This is a genomic window from Polynucleobacter ibericus, assembly GCF_018687955.1.
Taxonomy (GTDB): Bacteria; Pseudomonadota; Gammaproteobacteria; order Burkholderiales; family Burkholderiaceae; genus Polynucleobacter; species Polynucleobacter ibericus.
Window position 1 is genome coordinate 1,207,388 of record NZ_CP061309.1, and the last position, 21,881, is coordinate 1,229,268.

Consider the following 21,881-nt stretch of genomic DNA (forward strand, 5'->3'; position numbering starts at 1 on the left):
TAAAATACGCCAATGAGTACAGATAACTTGCCGAAGTGCCCTGCTTGCCAGGAAGATATGACCTATCCCGATGGGGAAAATTACGTTTGCGCCCAGTGTGGCCACGAATGGCTAATAGCAGGTGCTGTTGAAGAGGTAGAGACCGGTTTAATCGTCAAAGATGCCAATGGCAATCTCTTGGCCGACGGTGACACTGTTACCTTGGTTAAAGATCTCAAGGTGAAAGGTTCATCTACCACCCTTAAAGTTGGTACCAAGATTAAAGGGATTCGTTTGGTGCCTGGAGATCATGAGGTCGATTGCAAAACAGAAGCAGGCAATATGCTGCTCAAGGCCTGCTTTTTGAAAAAAGCCTAGTTCTTCACGAATCTAGGCTTTTCATATCCGAATGAATGATCACCCCTTGATTTAAGCGCTCGCCTTTTTTAAGACCGCATAAATCTGATCCTTTAGTAAAAGCTTTTCTTTTTTCAAGGTCTCAATTTCTTCTGGGGTACTTGGCTCGCTATGCGCCTCCATTCTTTGAATCTTGTGATCTAAATTATTGTGCTTATCAAACAAATGAGAAAAGTGCCGGTCTGAAGTTTTCAACTTAGTAATGAGTTCACGATATTCTGGAAACATAGATCCTCTGGATATTTAGGTTGTACAAAACTGCCTGTTTTTAGTGTAGCAACTGTGCCATCCAAGAACAATGGCAAAGATCATTTTTTTATTCGCCCCCTACTCTTGTAATCCGCAGGAAAAACCCCATATAGGAAAGGCGAATTCCCTTAGGAATTTGCAGTAATATCAGCTAGTGCATTAGGCACATAACTACCAAAAGAAGGGTAATAAACCATGGCTACAAAGAAGTCTCCAGCAAAAAAGAAAGTAGCTACCAAGGTGGTAACAAAAGCCCCTGCAAAGAAAGCTGTTAAAAAAGTTGCCGCTAAAAAAGTTGCAAGCAAAAAGACAGCCCAAAAGGTAGTGAAAAAACCAGTAGCCAAGAAAGTGGCTACAAAGAAGCCTGCCACTAAAAAAGTAGCGGCTAAGAAAACAACGGCAAAGAAACCTGCAGCTAAAAAGCCAGCAGCGAAGAAAGTTGCCAAGAAGGCTGTTAAATCAACTTCATCTAAAGCAACAAAGGTAGACCAATACGGTCTAGAACAAGATGATGAGTTTTATGGCCTGTATTTTGCAAAGTCCACTAACAAAGGATTGGTTGAAGTAAAGCCGTGCACCTTCTCCTTGATGTATTGGTGGAAAGGTCTACTCGGCTATCCTGACATGATCGAAATCTCTAAAGGAAGCAATACTGCCATGCTGCAGTTTGAATCTACTTTTGGTGGCGGCGATTCTGGCGAGACTGAGTTAACCGAAAAGGATGTGCTGGACATCGATCACATCATTGAAGTGGATGAAGAGGAAATGATGATCTCCCTCTACTCCTATGTTCCTATTCCAGTACCAGAGAAGCTGGTAGGAGCCCTGAGCCTTGCGGTTCTCAATATCAACCCAGAAACTCGCTATGGCAATCTAGAAATCTGCCCTACCGAGAATGAAGAAGGTGTAACAGAGCATTTCTTGCGCTATCGTGCAGCAACCTATTTGCGCGGGATCAAGTCTGGCAAAGTAGAAGCGATTGAAAGCATGGTAACCAATGGTTCTGAATTCTTTGGCCTTGCTTTAGATGCAATGTGTGTCAATAAGTCTATTAAGAAGTGGTTGCTGAGCTAACAAGTTCAAAACTAGCAATCCACATGAGGGCTTATCTACACAAGTAGATGTATGTCAAAGGAAAACGGTCATTGACCGTTTTCCTACTTTCCAGAATTGTCACGGTTCTCTTGCCCTGCTTCTTGCACTCCACTAAAGCAGCTTCCTGAGCTTCAGATTCTTTTGCAGCCTTAGGCGCATGTACCCCAATGGTGCCATCAGATTGTTGATAGACGCCAAACTCACTATGTGGGGTTGAGCAGGCGATCAAGCCAAACACTAATCCCAATGCGGCAACGATTTTTACAATTTGCATTCTGATTCCAGTTCGATAGAGGGCAACCCTTCTGTAATGCCAATCTTAGCATTTTGAAGGATATGCCTATCTCTTCGAACGATATTGCCTGCGGCTGTTCAAGCTTTAAAAACCCTATCTTGAATCCACAGTGCAACTGACACCAACCCCACCATAATCGGAACCTCTACCAGAGGACCAATAACGGCCGCAAATGCTGCCCCGGAGTTAATGCCAAATACCGCGATCGCTACAGCGATAGCTAATTCAAAGTTATTACTAGAGGCAGTAAACGACAAAGTACAGCAGCGCTTGTATTCAATACCCATCTTGATGGTAATAAAGAATGTCAGCAAGAACATCACTAGGAAAAAGATGAGCAATGGGATGGCGATGGTAATAACATCCATCGGCAGCTGCAAAATCAACTTCCCTTTCAAGCTAAACATGACCACAATGGTAAAGAGTAAAGCTATCAAAGTCAGCTTACCGATATTAGGCACAAAGACATCCTGGTACCAAGTCCTTGACACAAACTTCAGCATGACATAACGCGTCAAGAACCCAGCTACGCAAGGAACTCCAAGATAGATAGCCACTGTTTTAGCAATCTCTCCAACAGTGATATTGACAACGGAACCTTCAAACCCAAAGTACGGCGGCAACACAGTCAAGAAAACGTAAGCGTATAGACTAAAGAACAGCACCTGGAAGACAGCATTAAACGCTACTAGTCCTGCCGCATACTCAGTTGAGCCTTTAGCAATGTCATTCCATACAATCACCATGGCAATACAAGGCGCTATTCCAATTAATATCAACCCGGCCATGTACTCTGGCTGATTCGGAACAAAGATCAGAGCCAAGAAAAACATCAAGGTAGGTGCCACAATCCAATTGAGCAAAAAAGCGATACCAAATATTTTCTTATCCCTAAATACATCGGGCAACTCTTCATACTTCACCTTGGCAAATGGTGGATACATCATCAATATCAAACCAATGGCGATCGGAATATTCGTAGTGCCCGATTGAAATGAATTAATGAACCCCTCTACTCCAGGAATAAAGTATCCAAAGCCAATACCTACTGCCATGGCAGAAAATATCCACACTGTGAGGTATCTATCTAAAAAGGAAAGCTTACTAGTAACGGTACTCATGACTTGGTATGGATTTCTTTTAGGCTCATTGAGTCTAATTTTTCCAATGGCATTGCAGCAAGAATATCAATACGCTTCTTGAGTCCGTTCATGACTTCAACAAAAGCAGCCTTCTTCTCCATATCGGTGCCCTCAACTTTGGATGGATCAGGAAAGCCCCAATGTGCAGTTGCCGGAGTACCAGGCCAAAATGGGCACTGCTCACCAGCTGCGTTATCACAAACGGTAATAATGAAATCCATCTTCGGGGCATCAGGGAGACCAAAAACGTCCCAACTCTTAGACTTCAACTTTGCAGGGTCCATACCCATCTCGACAGCCATTTGCCCTGCAATGGGGTTAATGCTGCTGCCAGGGGTTGAGCCAGCCGAATAACCGACAAACTGACCACTGGGATGAGTAGATGCCAGTGCCTCACCCAGAATTGAGCGAGCAGAATTATGCGTACATAAAAATAAGATGTTGTATTGCTTCATTACTAGTCCTTAATTAATTAACAGCAAGATTTTTTTGCGATAGATGAAACTGCAACAGTAGCTAAGGGTGTCGGCACACAGCATGCCTCATCCTCGCTTGGGGCATTATTAAAAACGGGGATTGTATTTAGAGTGTGAAATGTTTCCCAAGGAATACCAGCTGGGTCATTTACCCAATACTTATCAGAGTTTGCATAGCAACAGCTTGTCCCAGTCTCCTCTATTACCGCACCATCAATTACATCTAGTCGAGCTTTCATCTCCTTGAGCTCAACGTCGCTTTCTACCTGAATACCTAAATGATTAATCCCCACCGAGGCACCACGAGCCGAAATAGCAAAATTTACCTTAGGATCTTCTAGCTGCCATTTAGCGTAATCACTTTTAACAACGGATGGTACGCAGCCAAACATCTTTTCGTAAAAAGGAATGGAGGATTGGATATCGGCTACACCCACATGAATATGAATTCTCTTCATTTGCAAATCACTTTCTTTTTATTAGTAGCTTCACAAGAATTTCCACCACAGCAGTTTTCTAGCAAGAATCCACTCAACTCTTGCACCAAGTTAGCATTTGGACGGTAAATCAGATTACGACTTTGGCGCTCTACCGCTAATAGCTCAGCACCAACCAATTCCTTTAGATGAAAACTCAGTGTGGCATTCGGAATTCCTAGCTTTTCGATAATTTGGCTAGGCGTTAATCCAATATCACCTCGCTGAACAACCAAGCGAAATATGTTTAAACGGGTTTCTTGGCCTAAGGCTAGAAAGGCTTTGATGGCATTTGAATTTTTCATATTTCTAATTATATAGAAATATATATTTCAGGATTATGACAAGCCACCCCATTTAAGAGGCATATAACTGTCATAAACGCTTGAAAGTGCTGCAAATAAAACGTAGGATTGGCTCAAGGGTTTGTAAATAGCGCAAATCCATCAATTTACCCAGGAACCGTCATGAGCCAAAAGAAGTTAGTGAAGCAGTTATTAAAGAAGCTCGATAAATTAGAGTCCGATAGAGAGAAGCTCATCGATAAGCTTGCAAAAGCATTAGACAAACTGGATAAAAAAGTAGCTGCGAAGAAGGCGCCTGCAAAAAAGGCAGCAGCTAAAAAGGCTCCTGCAAAAAAAGTACCGGTGAAAAAAGCGGCTGTGAAGAAGGCTCCCGCCAAAAAAGCTCCGGCCAAGAAGGCAGCAGCTAAAAAGACCCCTGCCCCTAAAACGGCAAACACTAGTACAGCTAACTAATGGGTCAGAAAGCTAAGGAAAAACAGGAGGAGGCGAGCTATGAGTCGCAGCTCCGTGAGCTCCAGATTCAGTTAGTTAAACTGCAAAATAGTCTCATCAGCAATGGCGATCAAATAGTCGTCATTCTGGAGGGTCGTGATACCGCAGGTAAGGATGGCAGCATTAAAGCGATCACTCAAAACTTAAGCCCACGAGAAACGCGGGTTGTCGCTCTAGGGAAGCCATCCGATACCGAGTCGGCAGAATGGTACTTTCAACGCTACGTATCTCAATTACCTAAAAAGGGAGAAATCGTTCTCTTCAACCGTAGCTGGTACAACCGCGCCGGGGTTGAGCGTGTCATGAATTTTTGTACAAAAGATCAATACAAAACCTTTATGGATACGGTGAATGATTTTGAATCCATCTTGGTAAGGTCTGGCATTACTCTGATTAAGTACTATTTAGATATTTCTAAAAAAGAACAGGCGCAACGTCTTAAGGACAGAGAAGATGATCCACTCAAGCAATGGAAAATTAGCCCGATTGATCAGCAAGCGCAAAAATATTGGAACGCTTACAGTAAATGTCGTAATGAAATGCTAGAAAAAACTAGTCCTCAGGATGCGCCTTGGACGATAGTGAGAGCTAACGATAAAAAGTTAGCCCATTTGAATTTAATTCGAGATTTACTCTCTAAAGTGACCTATCCAGGAAAAGCCAAAGACCTACTCAAAGCCGATAAAGAAATCGCCTTTCAGTGGGACGGCAAGCTAACTAAATTAGAAAAATAAAGTGCTAGAACACTTCCGGAACATACATATCCGGAGGAACCGGTCCACGCAGATAGTCTGGATTATGAACACGCTCCGGTAATGAGATCATTGGATGGTCGATTTCTTGATACGGAATCTGACTTAAAAGGTGGCTAATGCAATTTAAGCGTGCTTTTTTCTTGTCATTGGCCGCAACAACCCACCATGGCGCTTCTGGGATGTGAGTACGCTCCAACATCGTTTCTTTAGCCTTTGTATAAGCCTCCCACAAGCGACGGGCCTCTAAGTCCATTGGACTGAGCTTCCATTGCTTTAGTGGATCATGAATACGCATCATGAAGCGGTTGTATTGTTCATCATCGGAAATAGAGAACCAATACTTAATGAGAATGATCCCTGAGCTAATCATCATGCGCTCAAGATCAGGAACGGTTCTTAAAAATTCTTCGTATTCGTAATCAGTACAAAAACCCATTACCTTCTCAACGCCTGCACGGTTGTACCAGCTGCGATCAAAGAGAACGATTTCACCGCCAGCAGGTAGCTGTGAGATGTAGCGCTGAAAATACCACTGGGTCTTTTCGCGCTCGTTAGGCGCTGGTAAAGCGACAACTTTGCAAACGCGGGGATTGAGTCGTTGGGTGATACGCTTAATTGCCCCACCCTTACCAGCAGAATCACGACCTTCAAATAAAACTGCAACCTTGACCTTATTGGCGACTACCCAATCTTGGAGTTTTACAAGCTCACCTTGCAATCTAAACAACTCTTTAAAGTAGACGTTGCGGGGGACAGAAGACTCACTATCACCATCTGGAGATAAGCGATCATCATCAAGCTCCATTTCAAGCTCTTCGTCCATGCTATCCAGAATTTCTTCTTGAGCACGGCGATACCACTCCGCCATTTCTTTATGCTTCGATGTCATTTAGTTCCGCTCCTTGACAATACTTATAAAGAGGAATGATGACACTTTTATTACATAAAGCATTGGTCACCCTTTAAATAGCTTGAAATAGCCTCTTGACTATGTAAAGCCAGCCATTTTCGATCTTTAGGGGCTTCTGGAGCAGCGCCCGAAGGAGCCAGAAAGACTAGCTCTACGACTTGCTGACGATCACGCAAAATCTGAGCCATAGACTCTAATAGCCCCATCTCGCCTACAAAAGCCACTACATCACTATTTTTGCCTGTGAGCGAGGATTTATAGGAAATCGCTAGAGAATAGACAGGCACCCCCGCGATCACTGCAGATTCAAATAAGTTAGGCTTAAATGGCAGAACGCTCTCCCCTATTGTGGAGGTTCCCTCCGGAAAGATGCACACAGACTGAGTTTCAAGAACTCTAGCTACCTCGTTAGCAACCTGCTTTCCATGACGAGAGTTATCACGCTTGATAAAGACCGTTCCCAGTTGCTTTGCCATCCAACCAAAGATGGGCCAACCCTCTACATCAGACTTGGCAACAAATCGCACAGGCTTAAAAGCGTTAATCGCATGGATATCCATCCAAGAGATATGATTCGAGGCCAGTAGATATGGAGTAGCAGGCAGTATTTCTGGGTTTTTCAACCTTAACTCAATCCCAAAAATACTGAGTAACTTTTTGGACCAATTCTGAATATGCTGATTTTTAGCTTCCTGATTCGCAAATGGGAACCGAAAAGATAAGGTCAGCAAGCCCGCAACAACATGAACCCATACCCTCACCCATGACCATAGCGCAGCTCTATGCTGCGATGGGGGAGGTTTTTGAAGGGGAATTTGACTCATATGGAGTAAGAATATAAATGAAGTTTAAAAAATACTTGCATCGTCATAAAACTGTCTTGTAACTGTCATGCTGCTTTCATACTCTGTTGGCTTAATACTGTTTCATGATGCATTACAAAGCGATCTGGATTTCAGACGTACACCTCGGAACATCAGGGTGTCAGGCAAACTACCTTCTCGATTTCCTAAAGCACAACGAAGCAGAGAAATTCTATCTTGTTGGTGACATCATTGATGGCTGGAGACTGAAAAAGTCCTTCTATTGGCCTCAATCTCATAACGATGTGGTGCAAAAACTCCTACGTAAAGCCCGTAAAGGTAGTGAAGTCATCTATGTCCCAGGTAATCATGATGAGAGTGCCCGTCAATTCTTTGGCCTTTCCTTTGGTGATGTCAAAGTAGTTGAGGAAGTCATTCATACAACCGTAGATGGTAGAAAGCTGTGGGTAACGCATGGCGATCAGTTTGATGGCGTGATGCAATATGCCAAGTGGCTTGCCTATGTTGGCGACAACTTGTATTCATTCATTCTCTACATCAATCGTTATTTCAATATGGTTCGCGCCAGAATGGGACTGCAATATTGGTCACTTTCTCAATACCTCAAGCATCAAGTAAAGAACGCCGTTAGTTATATCGCGGATTTTGAACACATCATGGCTAGAGAAGCCCGTTTACGTGGTTGTGATGGTGTGGTCTGCGGACATATTCATAAAGCGGAAATTCGTGAGATTGACGGCCTTCTCTATTGCAATGACGGCGATTGGGTCGAGAGCCTGACTGCCTTAGTTGAAACTCATACAGGTGAACTGAAAATCATTCACTGGACACATATCAAGGGCGAGCCAGTCGAGACGCCACAAATTGCTGCTCAACCCACTATCGAATCACTTATTAAAGAGGCTGCACTATGAAAATCATGATCATTACCGATGCATGGGATCCACAAGTTAATGGAGTTGTTCGCACACTAAAACAGACTCGTGCCGAGTTAGTTGCCATGGGTCATGAAGTGGAGATGATCACACCTAACGGCTTTAAATCAATTCCGTGCCCAACCTATCCTGATATTGCCCTCTCTTTATTTCCAGGTAAAGAAGTAGCTCGCCGTATTAAAGAATTCGCTCCAGACGCGATGCATATTGCTACTGAAGGTCCACTAGGCTTATCAGCCCGTGCTTATGCCGTCAAAAACCGTTTACCATTTTCAACCGCTTATCACACACGCTTTCCAGAGTACGTTAAAGCGCGCACCGGTATTCCACTCGCAATCACTTATGCATTTCTTCGCTGGTTCCATGGGCCATCTATGGCAGTCATGGCGCCAACAATTGTCGTTAAAGATGATCTTGAAAAATATGGCCTAAAGAATGTGGTGCTCTGGTCAAGAGGCGTGGATTTAGATATTTTCAAGATGCAGGATTCGAAAGCATTAAACACTGCACATCCAATCTTTTTGTATGTTGGGCGTGTTGCTGTGGAAAAGAATATCAATGCATTTCTAGAGATTGATTTACCAGGTTCAAAGTGGGTAGTAGGAGATGGTCCAGCGATGGCTGGTATCAAAGAAAAATATCCAGAAGTGAACTATCTGGGAGTACTACAGCAGCATGAGTTAGCAAAAGTATATGCGGCCGCAGATGTATTTGTATTTCCAAGTAAAACAGATACCTTTGGCTTAGTTTTACTGGAAGCAATGGCCTGCGGTACTCCAGTTGCCGCCTATCCAGTTACCGGTCCGATTGATGTGCTGGGCACCTCTAATTCAGGCGCCATGAATGAAGACTTACGTGAAGCATGCATGCAAGCCCTGAAGATTCCTCGTGAGGTAGCTCGCGCCCATGCCGAGAAGTTTTCGTGGAGAGCGGCTTCTGAGCAGTTTGCCAACCACCTCAAGCCAGTACCCACTACAGATGTGCATGTTACTGCCCTCGCCTAAGCAAAGAAATAATGAACTCTCCCTATCACATAGACCAAAATCCCCATAAGGGCAATCGCGGTCTTGCAAGAGCATGGCATGCAGCCAAAAACTCTTGGTGTGGCCTTGTATACGCATTTATGGAAGAAAGTGCTTTTAGACAAGAGCTCACCCTGTTTGCCATACTCACGCCGATTGCTATTGCATTACCTATCAATCTGCTTGAAAAGTCCCTGCTGATTTCTTCGCTCATGATGGTACTCGTCATCGAACTCTTGAACTCTAGCGTTGAAGCAGCCATTGATCGCATTTCCTTTGATCACCACGATCTATCCAAGCGGGCAAAAGATTTTGGCAGCGCCGCTGTCATGCTCGCCCTCTTTGTCGCAGCGCTGTTATGGGCTGCAGTATGTATTCCACTGATCTTTCAGGTCTAACAATTTTAATACTGTCATCAACTAAGGCTAACTATGTCTGATATCCCTAATCCAATCGGCTCATTTGAGATTTTCACACCCAAGAAAGTAAAAGCTTTCAAGCGAAGCATGCCAAATGCTTTCCAGAAACTCTCAAAAAAGTTTGCTAAGAAATTGGCGAAGAAGCTCTTTGGGAAGAAGTTCGTCACCAAGACAAGAGCCGAGATGAGAGAAGCAGATATTGCTCCTATCGTCCAGATAGATAAACCGAAAAAGCCTGCGTTCAAAATCGTCTGGGCTACTACCCCGGGTGAAGTCAAAGAAGCGCAAAGACTCCGCTATAAGGTATTTGCTGAGGAAATGGGTGCTAACCTGCCCCGCAATGCAGATGGCCTAGATGTGGATGAATTTGACTCCTATTGCGATCATTTATTGATTCGTGATCAAGACAGTCTTAAGGTTGTTGGTACCTATCGTGTATTGCCTCCACATAAAGCACAAGAAATCGGTCGCCTCTATTCTGATTCCGAGTTTGATCTTTCCCGCATCGATCATCTCCGACCAAAATTGGTAGAACTGGGTAGATCATGCGTCCATCAAGACTATCGCTCCGGTGCAGTCATCATGGCGTTATGGAGTGGCTTAGCTCAGTACATGCAAAAGAATGGTTACGAAATCATGTTGGGATGCGCGAGTATTCCGATGGCTGATGGCGGCCACTTTGCTGCGAGTCTCTATAACTCCCTAGGCAATGATCAAATGGCTCCAACTGAGTTCCACGCCTTCCCACGTTTGCCATTGCCATTAGACAAGCTCAATGGCGGCTTAGATGTGCAACCCCCACCCTTGATCAAAGGTTACCTGAAGCTTGGAGCAAAAATTTGTAGTGCTCCAGCCTGGGATCCAGACTTCAACACTGCAGACCTACTGACGATGCTCCGCCTCTCAGAGATTAATCCGCGTTACGCAAAGCATTTCTTAGGTTTATAACTTGAGAAGTGTTGGTCCCAAATTAAAAAGCCACCTTAAATTGAGGTGGCTTTTTTAATATTACTTAAAACTCACTTGGTACGATCGACCTACTCGTTCCCATTCAGCTGCTTCCTTAAGTAAACTAAATTCAGTCAAGGGATGTTCTGCGATCCACTCCTGAGGCAGGCTAACTAGATAGGAGCCATCATGCTCAGACACCTTGACCTTCGGAAATTGCGTATCGTTACGTCCTCGGCAAAGTACTTGGGCCAATCGTAAGCAAAAGAGCATGCGCCAATCATGAAAGCCAGCATTATTTGCCAACTTACCTAATTTACCGGTGTGCCCAATAAGTAGTGCCGCAAGTCTTGCTTGATCATTTTTGGAGAAACCTGGCATATCAGCATTGCCTGCAATGTAGGCAGAATGTTTATGGTATCCATTATGAGATATCGATAGGCCGATCTCATGTAAATTTGCCGCCCACTGAAGCAAGGCTACATTGTCGGCTCTACTCTCGACTTCAGGCTTAGGTAATTGCTGCAAGAAATCAGCGGCCAATTGCCCCACTCTAATAGCCTGATCTCGGTCTACTGTATACCGCTGCATAAATTGCTCTACAGTGACATAGCGCATGTCATGATGTTGTGAGCGGCCCAGTAAGTCATAAATGACACCACTACGTAAAGCGGCATCTGTCACTTCCATCGCTTCAATACCCAACTCATCGAATGCCGCCAACATAATCGCAAGGCCACCTGGCCATACCGCCCTGCGGTCATCTTTTAATCCAATCAATTCGACTTGATTGACATGCTCGTACTTTAGTAAATGTTTTTTGAGATTCTTTAAGCCTTCGCGGGTAATGAGTCCACTCCCCTCATTAACGCGCCCCATAGTCAAACCATCACTATGCCCATTCAGATTATTGAGACCAATGAGTTCTGCCAAGGCCCTGGCCGTACCTGACGAACCAATCACCTGATTCCAGCCACTTTTTAAATAAGCACCCGAGATCACTTGAATTTCTCGGCGGGCAGCCAGTTCAGCCTCTTTAAATGCATGCGCATCAATATTGCCCTTAGGAAAAAAGCGCAGGCTATGCGAGACGCAACCAATATAGAGACTCTCCATCAGCTTAGGCTCATACCCTTTGCCAATAATGAACTCGGTTGAACCCCCACCAATATCAATCACGAGCCTATTGCCCTGGACAGCAGGCACCTCATGTGCGGCGCCAATATAGATCAGCCTAGCCTCTTCTACACCAGCAATGACCTCAATCGGAAATCCCAGAGCCTCTTCTGCATCCCTCACAAATTGCTGGGCATTTTTAGCAACGCGCAAGGTGTTCGTAGCGACTGCCCTGACATTTTGCGGATCAAATCCACGGATACGCTCACCGAAGCGCCTAATCGCGATGAGTCCCCGCTGATACGCATCATTACCAAGCAGCTTATTTTCAGTAAGACCGGCAGCAAGACGCACGGTCTCACGCAGAGTATCTATAGGACGTAGTTGGGTGCCAGAAGGTGTATTGACTGCTTGAGCTACTAGCATCCGAAAACTATTCGACCCCAAATCCACAGCAGCAACGAGGTCTGTGGAATTTACGGAAGGATCTAACGGATTGCTGGCCAAAATGTTCCCCAAAAATGGAATGCTGCTTCAATTGTGTCTATTTTATGTAAAAACGATGACACATTGATGAAAAACGCAGCAAGCCTATGTGGCTGGGGTGATCGAACCCTTGCTAGGCAGCTAAGTTTTGCTCTGAACTTGAGCAGTCGCGGTTACCAAAGCTGCATAAGATGCAGCAATCACCTGACTTCGGCTTCAGAATCGCGCTACAAGAGCGGCAGCGGTAAAAATGATGGGAGGTGCCACGCTCAATATGAATGGCCTCTGAAGCATCACAATGCGGGCAAGTTACGATAGATTCAAAATCTTGGATAGTCTTATTCACAATGCAATACTGAAGGATGAATGTTTCAATATTGTGTCAAAAGCAAATTCAGCGCTTAATCTGTTGTGCTCGGACTCCAGAAGGCCTGAGTTACAAATTCCTGATCAGCAATCTTCGCGATGAGCTTGTCCATCTCATCTCCATCTACCGCAGATGCGGTTAATACCGCCTGGATTTCAACATCATCATTTCCAAATTGATGGACTTCAATATCTTGGGTTTGGAAGCCTGCATCCTCAAGGGTCTTAATGAATTGTTTCAAAGCATGCTTTTGGGCATGCTTAGGAGTGATGATGTAGACAGAATTCGTTACTTCAACCGCTTCGGTATCCAACGGCTGACGATTAATCAGACTTACTACCGGACGCAATAAGGTGTTTGCAGCCAATACAAAAACCGTTGCTAGGCAAGCCTCTAGTATTAAATCTGCACCTGCACAAGCACCAACTGCACCCGATGCCCATAGGGTTGCTGCAGTGTTGATACCTCTAACATTACCCTCTTCCCGCATGATGACGCCAGCACCTAAGAATCCGATACCAGAAACCACATAGGCCATCACATGCACGGCACCCTCATTTCCAGTCAGACGATTGGCAGCATCCACAAAAATAGCCGCTCCAATAGCTACCAAAATATTGGTCCGCAAGCCTGCTGTTCGCTGACGGTACTGACGCTCTAAGCCGATTAATCCACCGAGAATAAAGGCAGCACTCAGACTAACTGCCGTATCGATGAGCGATCCGTAGTTAATGTTGTTGATGAATTCCATGAAATTATTTTGCTCCAAGGCCTAAGGACTGAACCATCACTTTAAATACTTCAGTATTGTCCATAAATCCTTTGAACTTTTCCGAACCTGGGCCCATCGCATTGAGAACGGCATCATCAGCGGTATGAACCCCCACTTCTTGCTTCAATGGCAAATTACCGCCTACATGAATCGCATCTTCTTGCAATTGAATATATTTCGGATTCGCCACGTATTGACCCGATGCATCTTTAATAGCAGGAACAAAGGTGCCATCTAATTTAGGGTGCATAGTCTCATAGTGATCAGGATAGTTGCCATAAAAGAATGCAATACGCTTCGAGACATCAATCTGATTTGGGTAACCTTTGATATCTGCCTTAGGGTAGTTAGGGTATCCAGCTGCTGCATAAACGCCCACTTTTTCACGCAAGGGGCCAGGTTTATCGTCGTGTACTACCCCACTAATAGAGCCACTATGAGTATGATCAGGGGTCACAATAATTAAAGTATCAGGGTGTGTTTTAGCAAAATCTTTTGCTATTTGTACTGCGTTACTGAGCATGATGGTATCAAACGCGGCGCGCTCCCAATCTAAAGGGTGATTGAACTTATCAATCAATGCTGCCTCTACCATTAAGAAAAATCCATTCGGGTTTCTGGACAGTACATCAATCGCTGATTGAGTCATTTCAGTTAAATCAGGCTGGTCTGGATACTGCTCCACAGTATTCTTTTTCAGATACAAACGATCTAATGAGCCATCCATATTGTCGGGATGAAAAACCCCAAATAGCTTCTTTGTGGATTTGCTTTGCGAAGCAGCCAGCAACTCTTGCTTTGTAAATGCCAATTGATAGCCATCCGCTTTAAAGCTATCCACTAGATTCTTCTCGTCTTTGCGTTTAGAACCTTTAACCGATTGAGGATAAAAATAAGCTGAGCCGCCACCCAGAATGACTTCTGCATCACTCGCTTTTAGTTGATCAGCAATATATTGCTTGTCTGCTCTACGTCTAGTATGGGCAACGACTGCAGCTGGGGTCGCATCCTGTAACTCAGCATCTGAAACAATACCTACGGCCATTTTAGTATTGCGCTTAATAAGCTCTGCAATCGTTTCTACTTTAGGATGCGAGAGATTATCGGTAGCGCGCGAGACATACACACCCATCGCATTCACAGCGGTCTTATGCCCAGTTGTATAGGCACTCATAGAGTTTGCAGAGTCTGTAATGAGTGAATCGGAGCCGGATGTACCAATCATGGCGGTACTGGGCATATCATCAAAAGCTAAGCGACCTTGATATTTGCCCTCCGTGATTCCTTTCGATAAAACTCTAGCAGTGGTTCTGTTAGCAATTGTCATACCATCGCCCACAAAAAGAATGACATTCTTTACGCGACGTGGCCCGCTTGCATATACCTCCCAGCTGACCTGTAATTGCTCTTGTGGTGTACGGGCTTTTATTTCGTATTTACCAGGCTTTGTTATCTGAACGTCACGAAATAAAATTGAACTGCCTTTGCCATTTTCATTAGCAATGAATTCCGGTTTACTTCTAATGACTTTATTGATTGGGCTGCCATTGAGATCAATGAGAACATCGCCTTGATTAACAACGGAGTTAAATTCAACCTTGATATCAAATTTTGACCCAGCCAAAATAGATGCCTGATCAATGGGATATATCACCCCAGCCTGAACTAGGCTAGCAAAGGCCCCCAAAAGAATAAAAGTAGCATGCTTGATTAATTGAGAGGCATTCATAGGAGGCAATTTGGTGGATAAATTGGGTCAAATTAGACTATCTACCAAAATAATGACAAATCAATGACTGCAAACTATGCACTCAGGTGCCACTGTCTATAACTTAGCCACCTTGAGTCTGCCACTTTTTACAGCCTTGCAGAATTGCCCGTAATCTTGCTCATTCTGCTTTGCATAGGATTTAGCAAACGAATACATTGCCTCGGTAAATTCTTTTGACTCATCGCAATAACCTGCAATCATGGCGGCATCACCGGAGCGAGCATGCCCAAGGGCAAGAGCCCAACCATACAGCTTTGAATAATCGGCGAAATTTTTCAGAGAAATTCCCCCTGGACCAATCGAAATTCCACCCTTCATGTCGCGCAGTTGACGAATATAAAATCCTTCACTTCGATCAATATCAAACTGCATGGAGCCAAAACTGAGGAAAATATCTGGGGCACCTTGCAATAATCTTTGTCCTGCAACAACACGCTTACCCATGTCACGATAAATAGATTCACCTAAATAAGGACTGAGGACGGATTTTTGCGCTTCTTTATATTGCAGAAAGAGTGGATCGCATTCACCATCACCCTCAAAGTAAAGAACCATACAATTTGTTCCCACACTGCCAACACCCACAACCTTGCGGGCAAAGTCTTTTAGGCTATAACGCTCAAAAAGAATTTTTCGATCAGCAAGCAAAGTACTTGAATAATTTAATAAAGCCTTATCAATCAGTGATTCCAAGGGCATTCCATAGGCATTCTTTTTAAAATGCTCAATCAAGGGAGGTTTATTGATGATTCTTCTATCCTTACCTACCAGCGTGGTGAGTTTTTGCAAAACCTGAATATTCCCCTGCCCCTTTGTTTGTTTGAGATAAGCGTCAAGTACTTTTTGATGCTCCTTACCAAACTGTTTACGAATCTGTTCTTCGCTGATAAATTGCTGCGCCAAATCTAGGTAGGGCATGTTGGCATATTCAGTCATGCGTTTTTGATATTCAGTACAAATACGCATCACAATTTTTTTACTGGTAGCTTTATCACCACCATTACTCTCGCAAGCAATCACAGCGCTTGCCACAAGACGTTTCAGATCCCACTCCCAACTGCCAGGCAAAGTTTCATCAAAATCATTAATGCCAAAAACTAGGCGATGCTCAGCCGTTCCAAATAAACCAAAATTGGAGACATGCATATCTCCACAAAGCTGAACGGTAATACCAGTAGTAGGCTGATTAGCGAGATCTTGTGCCATGATGGCTGCGCCACCACGATAAAAAGCAAACGGTGACTGCAACATACGCTCATACCGAATGGGAATCAAAGATTCGATACGCTGCTTCGCTTGGGCCTCTAATATGCTTACTGGATCGATTCGATGCTTAGGGGGTATGTAGGTACCCTGATCAGAAAAGCTAACTAATTTGCGCAAGGCTTTGCCATCCGCCATGCGTTTTTGAATGCTAGGACGAGGGTCCTTGAAAGATTCTACTGATCTTAGTACAGCAAATCTTGGCTTTTTCTCAACAGACATGGGTTAAAGGCGCTCAAATGTTAAGCCCCCATCTTAATACCAAGCGCTCAATATGGCGCAGACTAGGAATTTAAGTAATTAAGCTTCTTTTGTATAGTCGCTGGCAGGGTGGAAAACCATATCTTGTCATCCCCTACTGCAGGCAGAATCTGGCCATATTCAATCATCTGACCCGGGGAAATTTCGTCAATATAGGCCCAAATTTGATGCCCAGCCAATTTACTAGTACTTTGTATAGCAATTTCTAATTCAACAAGCAATTGCTTTTTCATCTGCTCGCTTCTACCGAGGCGAATTTGCCCGTTGAGAAAAATATGAGGCTCATCTAGTAGAACGCCTCCAATAAAGCAATCGTGCAAATCCAATTCTTTAAAGATTACTTGGGCAAAATAAGCCTCTGCTCCAGTAACATCAGCATGAATTCTCGTGATTGCTTGGGCGATCGTATATTTTTGATGCGTATTTAAAGATAGTCCAGCCGTATAAATACTATAGGTAGCCATACAATCCTCAAAGAAGCAGCATTAGATTTTAAATTGTTGATGAATCAAAGATAGCTCATCTTTGATTTGTAGATGGTCCAATTTTTCAATTGGTAAATCACTTAATAACTCAATGCGATTACGCAAACCCATTTCTACTTTTCTAAATGCAGACCACATATCCGCTTCATTACTATCGATCAGAGCAGGATCAGCAAAGCCCCAATGGGCAGTGGCAGGATGACCAGGCCAATATGGACATTCCTCACCCGCAGCCGAATCACATACAGTGATAATAAAATCCATATGCGGTGCATCCTCTCTGCCAAATTCGTCCCAACTCTTACTTCTCAATAATTCAAGCGGGTAACCCATCTCCCTGCAAAGCTTCAAGGCAATAGGATGTACATAGGATTTTGGTGTTGAGCCGGCTGAGTAACCAATAAAACGCCCATGACTCAGCGTCGTTGCAAGCGCCTCACCTAGAATGGATCGAGCTGAATTACCGGTACAGAGAAATAAAATATTATATGGACGATTCATATCTTCAGAACTTACCAAGGTCGAACCTTAAATGATTTCGTCAAGTCGTAAAGAGTATTTGTTATCTAGCACAAAATGATTTTTGCGCTGATCACGTAAATTATTTTGATATTGAAATTGTTGTTCTTTGAGATTCGATTGAAGTGGGTCTTTGACTTCCTTGCGAAATACTTCATACAGATATTTATTTAAATTAGAAGTCATGCTAACCCTTTTCTCTTGATTCAAAAATAACCCCTCAATCCTAAGAGGGGTTTATTGCACTTTTATTAAAGCGTAAAGCTATTAGCTACCTAACTGATGATGGGAATAGCGCTTTGTATAAGCTAAGCGTGCTTCACTCCACGATTGCAACATAGCTAAAATTATCTTTTTCATATCGACTCCTTTGTCTTAAGTAGAAATTGGCGCACCCTTTTGAGGTAAACCAAGTTAGATATTTGCTGCAGTTGAATTCTTCACTATTGATGTGACAGAGTGATTGCTCTTTTATGACACTTTTGAAATCACTGAGATACACTGAGTCATCAGACTTTTACTGGAGAGCAAGTGGGAACCAACTGGGAGCTTTACAGCACAATTGCACTGCGTCTAGGCTTAGCCTTATTTGTCGGCGCGACGCTTGGCCTTAACCGCTGGCTTCACCATAAGTCAGCAGGTATTCGTACGCATTCACTTGTGGCCATAGGGTCAGCCACTGCCATCATGTTGATCGCGGACTTTGTACAGGACGATGCCCAGTCTGTCAGCCGGGTACTGCAGGGGTTAATCACTGGTCTGGGCTTTTTGGGTGCTGGGGTGATTATTCACGAACAAAGGTCCCGGAAAGTGCATGGCCTAACCACGGCCGCCAGCCTCTGGGCATGTGCCCTGATTGGGGCAAGCTTTGGGGCTGGAAAGTACGCCCTCGGGGCTCTGGCTTTAGGGGCTATATTGCTGACGCTACTGATTGGCGGCCCTCTGGAAAGGCTGATGACCCGCCTCACTGGGGTTAAGCAAGAGTCGGAAATCTCAGGAAATCCGGACTAAACCCCCTTAAAACCCCTAAAAAAGAGGTTTTGTCATATTACTTTGTTAGAGTCTCATTTTTGATCATCTAATAGATAGAAAAATGAGCAAATATACATATGAAGATGCTGTAAAACAGCTACAAGAATCTGGTGCTATTGGCTTGGTGGACTTAAAGAGTCTCCCGCATGATGATTTAAACGAACTTTTCGAAGAGATTAAGGTTTGGTGTCTATATGCCAACGGGAAACCTGAAAAGCTTCCTAAAGAATCCAAGAAGAAGAAAAAGAAAAAGAAGGACTAGCTCTTCAGCTCCGCGGCAGTAAGGCGCTCTTTGGGAAAGCGCAACATAAAGGTGCTCCCCCTGCCCGGAGTACTTTCAATAATCAATTGAGCCTGATGGCGACTAGCAATATGCTTCACAATCGCTAGACCTAAACCTGTACCACCCGTATCTCGAGAGCGGCTTCGATCTACACGATAGAAGCGCTCTGTTAAACGCGATAGATGTTCCGCTGCAATACCAGGGCCGGTATCCGTTACCGAAAACTCTCCCTGACCTTCTGCATTGACATTCCACTTCACATGGATTTCGCCGACATCAGGGGTATAGCGAATTGCATTTGATACCAGATTACTAAATGCCGACAAAACTTCGCGCTCTTCACCCAATACATCTTGCTTAGATAAGACATCAAAAGAGAAAGAATGTTTTCCTAGCGAGAGTGCTTCTGCATCATTTTTTAGTAAAGCCATCAAGGTCGGTAACGAAATCGGTTTAGAAACTGCAGGTAATGAATTTGATTCTAGATTGGCTAAGGTTAGGAGATCCTCAACCAAACTCTTCATGCGCAGTGCTTGCGCCATCATCATTTCAAAATACTGATCTTGCTGTTCTTTTTTAAGATCTAAGGTCTGTACAGTTTCCAAAAAACCCATCAAAACCGTAATAGGTGTTCTCATCTCATGTGAGACGTTAGCCACAAAGTCGCGACGCATGGCATCCGCTTTTTGCAGATCAGTGACGTTTTGAACTAATAGCAAATGACGCTTTTGCCCAAATGGAAAGGCCTGCAACATTAAGCTGATGCTACTACTAGGGCCCATTCTCTCCATCAGCAAGGGCTCATCAAAATTTCTTTTGGTGATGTATTGAATAAACTCTGGTCTACGTATTAAAAAATTAATACGCTGCATGACATCACGTTTATAAGTGAGCCCGAAAAAACTCTCAGCAATGCTATTGCACCACTCAATTTGATCGTTTTCATCCAACATCACAATGCCGTTAGGTGATGCCTGAAAAGCTTCTATAAAGTGATGATGTTGGCGCTCAATCGTCAGGAGTTTTTGTTTCTGATTTTTAATCAAGCGCTGTAGCCTGAAAAAAACTTCTTCCCAATATCCACTTGGTAGCGACATCGATTCTAGAGAATCGTTGAGGATGTATTTTCTGAGGTTTGCTAAATTGATGTATGAGTAAACCAATGGAACGGAGAGTATGAATATTCCCAGCGGAATAGCCCATTGAGCCCCCCAAAATTCTAGGGCAATAAAAGCCGCTATGAGGGCGAGGCAAACTAGAAAGGCGAACCGGGTTAATGCGGAAATCATGCTGCAATCTTAGTCGATCTGTAAGCCGATCTTTAAGAAATGCAAAAAGTAGTAATTTTACGACTCTGTAGGCGTCTTAGTGATACGGTATCCGCTGCCACGAACTGTTTCAATATATCGGTCGCAATCTACCGGAGCTAAAGCGGCTCTAAGGCGCTTTATATGAACGTCTACTGTGCGCTCTTCGATGTACACCTCATTGCCCCAAACATTGTCTAATAAGCTAGCGCGAGAATGCACACGCTCGGGGTTGGCCATGAAAAACTGTAATAGCCTGTATTCGGTTGGCCCTAATGGAATAGGCTTAGGGTCAATATCCGGCCAAATAGCCAGTACACGATGAGAGCTTGGATCCAATTTAATGGGGCCAATACTCAAAGGGCCAGTATCTTCAATTGGGGACTGTCTACGCAATAAGGCTTTCACCCTCGCTACCAACTCTTTAGGCGAGAAAGGCTTAGTCACATAATCATCCGCCCCAGAATCTAAGCCCAAGACTTTATCAACCTCTTCACTTTTAGCGGTGAGCATTAAGATAGGCAGACCCCTAGTTCGCTCTTGAGACCTAAGCTCTTTGGCAAATTGAACGCCGGATTTACCAGGGAGCATCCAGTCCAAAATCAGCAGGCTCGGCAAGCGATCCTTCATAATCGCTAGCGCTAAATCCGTCTGCATGACTTTCTCAACCTCAAAACCAGCGTGAGTCAGATTGATTGCGATTAATTCAGCAATTGATGGCTCATCTTCAACGATTAGGATGCGATGCGTCATATCTGATTGCTGGTTATTTATTGCTTATTAGCTTCACGCACTAAATCTTCATGCGGTATGTGACGGACATCAGAGCCCTTTGCAATATAGATCACAAACTCGGCAATGTTCTTGGCATGATCACCAATACGCTCAATCGCCTTAGCAATCGTCAGCATATCTAAGCCTGTACTGATGGTATGCGGATCTTCAGACATATAAGAAATCAATTTACGTACAAAGCCCCTGAATTCCTCATCAATCTGACGATCTTCAGCTACTACTTCAGCAGCAGCAACCGTATCTAGGCGAGCAAATGCATCCAAGCTACGACGCAATAAGGTAATGGCCATCTGACCAGACAAGCGAATCTCTGCCACGTTAATCTTGTAAGGAACATTAGACTCAATCAGTCTTTTCGTTCTTTTTGCTACCCTCTCAGCCTCGTCACCCGCACGCTCAAGATTGGTAATCGCCTTTGAAACAGCCATTACTAAACGCAGATCACGAGCTGTTGGCTGACGACGTGCAATCAGTTCGGTGCACGCTAAGTCAATTTGAATTTCTAGATCATTAACTAGCTTTTCGTTCTCAATGACCACATTGCAAGTGTCAAGGTCCATTGAAGTAAAAGCACGCATTGCTGTGGAGATTTGAGACTCGACCAATCCACCCATCTCAAGCAAGCGGCTTGAGAGTGAATTTAAGTCGGCGTCAAATTGTGATGATAGGTGTTTATCTGGCATTT

Annotated in this window: 29 protein-coding genes; 10 read left to right on the forward strand and 19 right to left on the reverse strand. The window is 44.0% G+C overall.

What is annotated here, in order from left to right; all coding sequences use genetic code 11:
• Positions 1-12 precede the first annotated feature (12 nt).
• Positions 13-357, forward strand: a complete 345-nt coding sequence (locus AOC20_RS06130) for a zinc ribbon domain-containing protein YjdM (RefSeq protein WP_215359356.1) — start codon at positions 13-15, stop codon at positions 355-357.
• A gap of 51 nt (positions 358-408) precedes the next feature.
• Here the strand turns inward: AOC20_RS06130 and AOC20_RS06135 are convergent, their stop codons facing one another.
• The gene (locus tag AOC20_RS06135) at positions 409-624 is read right to left on the reverse strand and encodes an HP1242/YdcH family protein (protein ID WP_215359358.1); all 216 of its coding nucleotides are present in this window, start codon (positions 622-624) and stop codon (positions 409-411) included.
• Between the two features lie 216 nt (positions 625-840).
• Here AOC20_RS06135 and AOC20_RS06140 point away from each other — a divergent pair, with 216 nt between their 5' ends.
• The gene (locus AOC20_RS06140) at positions 841-1,719 is read left to right on the forward strand and encodes a hypothetical protein (protein ID WP_215359360.1); all 879 of its coding nucleotides are present in this window, start codon (positions 841-843) and stop codon (positions 1,717-1,719) included.
• A gap of 31 nt (positions 1,720-1,750) precedes the next feature.
• Here AOC20_RS06140 and AOC20_RS06145 read toward each other — a convergent pair whose 3' ends face one another.
• The 5 genes from AOC20_RS06145 to AOC20_RS06165 form a co-directional block, all read right to left on the reverse strand.
• Positions 1,751-2,014, reverse strand: a complete 264-nt coding sequence (locus tag AOC20_RS06145; protein ID WP_215359362.1) for a hypothetical protein — start codon at positions 2,012-2,014, stop codon at positions 1,751-1,753.
• Between the two features lie 98 nt (positions 2,015-2,112).
• Complete coding sequence (arsB, locus tag AOC20_RS06150) at positions 2,113-3,156, reverse strand: ACR3 family arsenite efflux transporter (RefSeq protein WP_215359365.1); 1,044 nt, start codon at positions 3,154-3,156, stop codon at positions 2,113-2,115.
• Entirely contained in the window at positions 3,153-3,632 is a 480-nt protein-coding gene (locus AOC20_RS06155; RefSeq protein ID WP_215359367.1) for an arsenate reductase ArsC, read from the reverse strand. Before AOC20_RS06155 ends, arsB begins: the two co-directional genes overlap by 4 nt.
• A gap of 17 nt (positions 3,633-3,649) precedes the next feature.
• Complete coding sequence (locus AOC20_RS06160) at positions 3,650-4,111, reverse strand: ArsI/CadI family heavy metal resistance metalloenzyme (RefSeq protein WP_215359370.1); 462 nt, start codon at positions 4,109-4,111, stop codon at positions 3,650-3,652.
• Complete coding sequence (locus AOC20_RS06165; RefSeq protein WP_215359372.1) at positions 4,108-4,434, reverse strand: ArsR/SmtB family transcription factor; 327 nt, start codon at positions 4,432-4,434, stop codon at positions 4,108-4,110. Before AOC20_RS06165 ends, AOC20_RS06160 begins: the two co-directional genes overlap by 4 nt.
• A 162-nt stretch (positions 4,435-4,596) precedes the next feature.
• Here AOC20_RS06165 and AOC20_RS06170 point away from each other — a divergent pair, with 162 nt between their 5' ends.
• Together AOC20_RS06170 and ppk2 (AOC20_RS06175) are read left to right on the forward strand one after the other, a co-directional pair.
• Positions 4,597-4,887, forward strand: coding sequence for a serine/threonine protein kinase (locus AOC20_RS06170; RefSeq protein WP_215359374.1), 291 nt, complete (start codon positions 4,597-4,599; stop codon positions 4,885-4,887).
• Positions 4,887-5,660, forward strand: a complete 774-nt coding sequence (ppk2, locus tag AOC20_RS06175) for a polyphosphate kinase 2 (protein WP_215359377.1) — start codon at positions 4,887-4,889, stop codon at positions 5,658-5,660. The genes AOC20_RS06170 and ppk2 (AOC20_RS06175) overlap by 1 nt, the downstream gene beginning before the upstream one ends.
• 4 nt (positions 5,661-5,664) lie before the next feature.
• Here ppk2 (AOC20_RS06175) and ppk2 (AOC20_RS06180) read toward each other — a convergent pair whose 3' ends face one another.
• Positions 5,665-6,570 carry a polyphosphate kinase 2 gene (gene ppk2, locus AOC20_RS06180; RefSeq protein WP_215359379.1) on the reverse strand — a complete coding sequence of 302 codons (906 nt, stop codon included), beginning with the start codon at positions 6,568-6,570 and terminating at the stop codon, positions 5,665-5,667.
• A gap of 50 nt (positions 6,571-6,620) precedes the next feature.
• Positions 6,621-7,415, reverse strand: a complete 795-nt coding sequence (locus AOC20_RS06185) for a lysophospholipid acyltransferase family protein (RefSeq protein WP_215359381.1) — start codon at positions 7,413-7,415, stop codon at positions 6,621-6,623.
• A gap of 104 nt (positions 7,416-7,519) precedes the next feature.
• On the opposite strand from AOC20_RS06185, the gene AOC20_RS06190 reads away from it, so the two are divergent.
• The 4 genes from AOC20_RS06190 to AOC20_RS06205 all read left to right on the forward strand — a co-directional run bounded on the left by AOC20_RS06190 (position 7,520) and on the right by AOC20_RS06205 (position 10,739).
• Positions 7,520-8,329, forward strand: coding sequence for a UDP-2,3-diacylglucosamine diphosphatase (locus tag AOC20_RS06190; RefSeq protein WP_433915449.1), 810 nt, complete (start codon positions 7,520-7,522; stop codon positions 8,327-8,329).
• Positions 8,326-9,354: a glycosyltransferase family 4 protein gene (locus AOC20_RS06195; protein ID WP_215359383.1), complete on the forward strand. Its 1,029-nt coding sequence runs from the start codon at positions 8,326-8,328 to the stop codon at positions 9,352-9,354. The genes AOC20_RS06190 and AOC20_RS06195 overlap by 4 nt, the downstream gene beginning before the upstream one ends.
• An 11-nt stretch (positions 9,355-9,365) precedes the next feature.
• Positions 9,366-9,770, forward strand: a complete 405-nt coding sequence (locus AOC20_RS06200) for a diacylglycerol kinase (protein WP_215359386.1) — start codon at positions 9,366-9,368, stop codon at positions 9,768-9,770.
• 204 nt (positions 9,771-9,974) lie between these two features.
• Positions 9,975-10,739: a GNAT family N-acetyltransferase gene (locus AOC20_RS06205; protein ID WP_251373183.1), complete on the forward strand. Its 765-nt coding sequence runs from the start codon at positions 9,975-9,977 to the stop codon at positions 10,737-10,739.
• Positions 10,740-10,799: 60 nt separating this feature from the next.
• On the opposite strand, the gene AOC20_RS06210 is transcribed toward AOC20_RS06205, so the two are convergent.
• From AOC20_RS06210 to AOC20_RS06245, 8 genes are all read right to left on the reverse strand, one after another.
• Positions 10,800-12,281: a Ppx/GppA phosphatase family protein gene (locus tag AOC20_RS06210; RefSeq protein WP_215362228.1), complete on the reverse strand. Its 1,482-nt coding sequence runs from the start codon at positions 12,279-12,281 to the stop codon at positions 10,800-10,802.
• 193 nt (positions 12,282-12,474) lie between these two features.
• Entirely contained in the window at positions 12,475-12,687 is a 213-nt protein-coding gene (locus tag AOC20_RS06215; protein ID WP_251373068.1) for a GDCCVxC domain-containing (seleno)protein, read from the reverse strand.
• Between the two features lie 55 nt (positions 12,688-12,742).
• Positions 12,743-13,459, reverse strand: coding sequence for an MgtC/SapB family protein (locus AOC20_RS06220; RefSeq protein ID WP_215359389.1), 717 nt, complete (start codon positions 13,457-13,459; stop codon positions 12,743-12,745).
• A gap of 4 nt (positions 13,460-13,463) precedes the next feature.
• On the reverse strand, positions 13,464-15,209 hold the full coding sequence (locus tag AOC20_RS06225) for an alkaline phosphatase (protein WP_215359391.1): 1,746 nt from the start codon (positions 15,207-15,209) through the stop codon (positions 13,464-13,466).
• 96 nt (positions 15,210-15,305) lie between these two features.
• The gene (locus AOC20_RS06230; protein WP_215359393.1) at positions 15,306-16,652 is read right to left on the reverse strand and encodes a DUF2252 domain-containing protein; all 1,347 of its coding nucleotides are present in this window, start codon (positions 16,650-16,652) and stop codon (positions 15,306-15,308) included.
• 146 nt (positions 16,653-16,798) lie between these two features.
• On the reverse strand, positions 16,799-17,239 hold the full coding sequence (locus tag AOC20_RS06235) for a tautomerase family protein (protein WP_215359395.1): 441 nt from the start codon (positions 17,237-17,239) through the stop codon (positions 16,799-16,801).
• Between the two features lie 21 nt (positions 17,240-17,260).
• Positions 17,261-17,761, reverse strand: coding sequence for an arsenate reductase ArsC (locus AOC20_RS06240; protein WP_215359397.1), 501 nt, complete (start codon positions 17,759-17,761; stop codon positions 17,261-17,263).
• A gap of 27 nt (positions 17,762-17,788) precedes the next feature.
• A complete protein-coding gene (locus AOC20_RS06245) occupies positions 17,789-17,965 on the reverse strand; it encodes a hypothetical protein (protein ID WP_215359399.1) in 177 nt (58 codons plus the stop codon).
• A gap of 345 nt (positions 17,966-18,310) precedes the next feature.
• Here AOC20_RS06245 and AOC20_RS06250 point away from each other — a divergent pair, with 345 nt between their 5' ends.
• On the forward strand, positions 18,311-18,790 hold the full coding sequence (locus tag AOC20_RS06250) for an MgtC/SapB family protein (RefSeq protein ID WP_215359401.1): 480 nt from the start codon (positions 18,311-18,313) through the stop codon (positions 18,788-18,790).
• Positions 18,791-18,872: 82 nt separating this feature from the next.
• Entirely contained in the window at positions 18,873-19,073 is a 201-nt protein-coding gene (locus AOC20_RS06255; RefSeq protein WP_215359403.1) for a hypothetical protein, read from the forward strand.
• Here the strand turns inward: AOC20_RS06255 and phoR are convergent.
• Genes phoR through phoU form a run of 3 tightly spaced genes read right to left on the reverse strand, consistent with a single transcriptional unit; the run spans position 19,070 to position 21,879 of the window.
• The gene (phoR, locus tag AOC20_RS06260; RefSeq protein ID WP_215359406.1) at positions 19,070-20,383 is read right to left on the reverse strand and encodes a phosphate regulon sensor histidine kinase PhoR; all 1,314 of its coding nucleotides are present in this window, start codon (positions 20,381-20,383) and stop codon (positions 19,070-19,072) included. The two genes, AOC20_RS06255 and phoR, sit on opposite strands and share 4 nt — an antisense overlap.
• Before the next feature lie 57 nt (positions 20,384-20,440).
• Positions 20,441-21,154 carry a phosphate regulon transcriptional regulator PhoB gene (gene phoB / locus AOC20_RS06265; RefSeq protein ID WP_215359408.1) on the reverse strand — a complete coding sequence of 238 codons (714 nt, stop codon included), beginning with the start codon at positions 21,152-21,154 and terminating at the stop codon, positions 20,441-20,443.
• A 17-nt stretch (positions 21,155-21,171) separates the two neighbouring features.
• Positions 21,172-21,879 carry a phosphate signaling complex protein PhoU gene (gene phoU / locus AOC20_RS06270; protein ID WP_215359410.1) on the reverse strand — a complete coding sequence of 236 codons (708 nt, stop codon included), beginning with the start codon at positions 21,877-21,879 and terminating at the stop codon, positions 21,172-21,174.
• Positions 21,880-21,881: the final 2 nt, after the last annotated feature.

Coding starts and splice junctions, on each gene's coding strand:
- AOC20_RS06130 (WP_215359356.1), top strand. CDS start 13: ATGAGTACAGATAACTTGCCGAAGTGCCCTGCTTGCCAGGAAGATATG.
- AOC20_RS06135 (WP_215359358.1), bottom strand. CDS start 624: ATGTTTCCAGAATATCGTGAACTCATTACTAAGTTGAAAACTTCAGAC.
- AOC20_RS06140 (WP_215359360.1), top strand. CDS start 841: ATGGCTACAAAGAAGTCTCCAGCAAAAAAGAAAGTAGCTACCAAGGTG.
- AOC20_RS06145 (WP_215359362.1), bottom strand. CDS start 2,014: ATGCAAATTGTAAAAATCGTTGCCGCATTGGGATTAGTGTTTGGCTTG.
- arsB (WP_215359365.1), bottom strand. CDS start 3,156: ATGAGTACCGTTACTAGTAAGCTTTCCTTTTTAGATAGATACCTCACA.
- AOC20_RS06155 (WP_215359367.1), bottom strand. CDS start 3,632: ATGAAGCAATACAACATCTTATTTTTATGTACGCATAATTCTGCTCGC.
- AOC20_RS06160 (WP_215359370.1), bottom strand. CDS start 4,111: ATGAAGAGAATTCATATTCATGTGGGTGTAGCCGATATCCAATCCTCC.
- AOC20_RS06165 (WP_215359372.1), bottom strand. CDS start 4,434: ATGAAAAATTCAAATGCCATCAAAGCCTTTCTAGCCTTAGGCCAAGAA.
- AOC20_RS06170 (WP_215359374.1), top strand. CDS start 4,597: ATGAGCCAAAAGAAGTTAGTGAAGCAGTTATTAAAGAAGCTCGATAAA.
- ppk2 (WP_215359377.1), top strand. CDS start 4,887: ATGGGTCAGAAAGCTAAGGAAAAACAGGAGGAGGCGAGCTATGAGTCG.
- ppk2 (WP_215359379.1), bottom strand. CDS start 6,570: ATGACATCGAAGCATAAAGAAATGGCGGAGTGGTATCGCCGTGCTCAA.
- AOC20_RS06185 (WP_215359381.1), bottom strand. CDS start 7,415: ATGAGTCAAATTCCCCTTCAAAAACCTCCCCCATCGCAGCATAGAGCT.
- AOC20_RS06190 (WP_433915449.1), top strand. CDS start 7,520: ATGATGCATTACAAAGCGATCTGGATTTCAGACGTACACCTCGGAACA.
- AOC20_RS06195 (WP_215359383.1), top strand. CDS start 8,326: ATGAAAATCATGATCATTACCGATGCATGGGATCCACAAGTTAATGGA.
- AOC20_RS06200 (WP_215359386.1), top strand. CDS start 9,366: ATGAACTCTCCCTATCACATAGACCAAAATCCCCATAAGGGCAATCGC.
- AOC20_RS06205 (WP_251373183.1), top strand. CDS start 9,975: ATGAGAGAAGCAGATATTGCTCCTATCGTCCAGATAGATAAACCGAAA.
- AOC20_RS06210 (WP_215362228.1), bottom strand. CDS start 12,281: ATGCTAGTAGCTCAAGCAGTCAATACACCTTCTGGCACCCAACTACGT.
- AOC20_RS06220 (WP_215359389.1), bottom strand. CDS start 13,459: ATGGAATTCATCAACAACATTAACTACGGATCGCTCATCGATACGGCA.
- AOC20_RS06225 (WP_215359391.1), bottom strand. CDS start 15,209: ATGAATGCCTCTCAATTAATCAAGCATGCTACTTTTATTCTTTTGGGG.
- AOC20_RS06230 (WP_215359393.1), bottom strand. CDS start 16,652: ATGGCGGATGGCAAAGCCTTGCGCAAATTAGTTAGCTTTTCTGATCAG.
- AOC20_RS06235 (WP_215359395.1), bottom strand. CDS start 17,239: ATGGCTACCTATAGTATTTATACGGCTGGACTATCTTTAAATACGCAT.
- AOC20_RS06240 (WP_215359397.1), bottom strand. CDS start 17,761: ATGAATCGTCCATATAATATTTTATTTCTCTGTACCGGTAATTCAGCT.
- AOC20_RS06245 (WP_215359399.1), bottom strand. CDS start 17,965: ATGACTTCTAATTTAAATAAATATCTGTATGAAGTATTTCGCAAGGAA.
- AOC20_RS06255 (WP_215359403.1), top strand. CDS start 18,873: ATGAGCAAATATACATATGAAGATGCTGTAAAACAGCTACAAGAATCT.
- phoR (WP_215359406.1), bottom strand. CDS start 20,383: ATGATTTCCGCATTAACCCGGTTCGCCTTTCTAGTTTGCCTCGCCCTC.
- phoB (WP_215359408.1), bottom strand. CDS start 21,154: ATGACGCATCGCATCCTAATCGTTGAAGATGAGCCATCAATTGCTGAA.
- phoU (WP_215359410.1), bottom strand. CDS start 21,879: ATGCCAGATAAACACCTATCATCACAATTTGACGCCGACTTAAATTCA.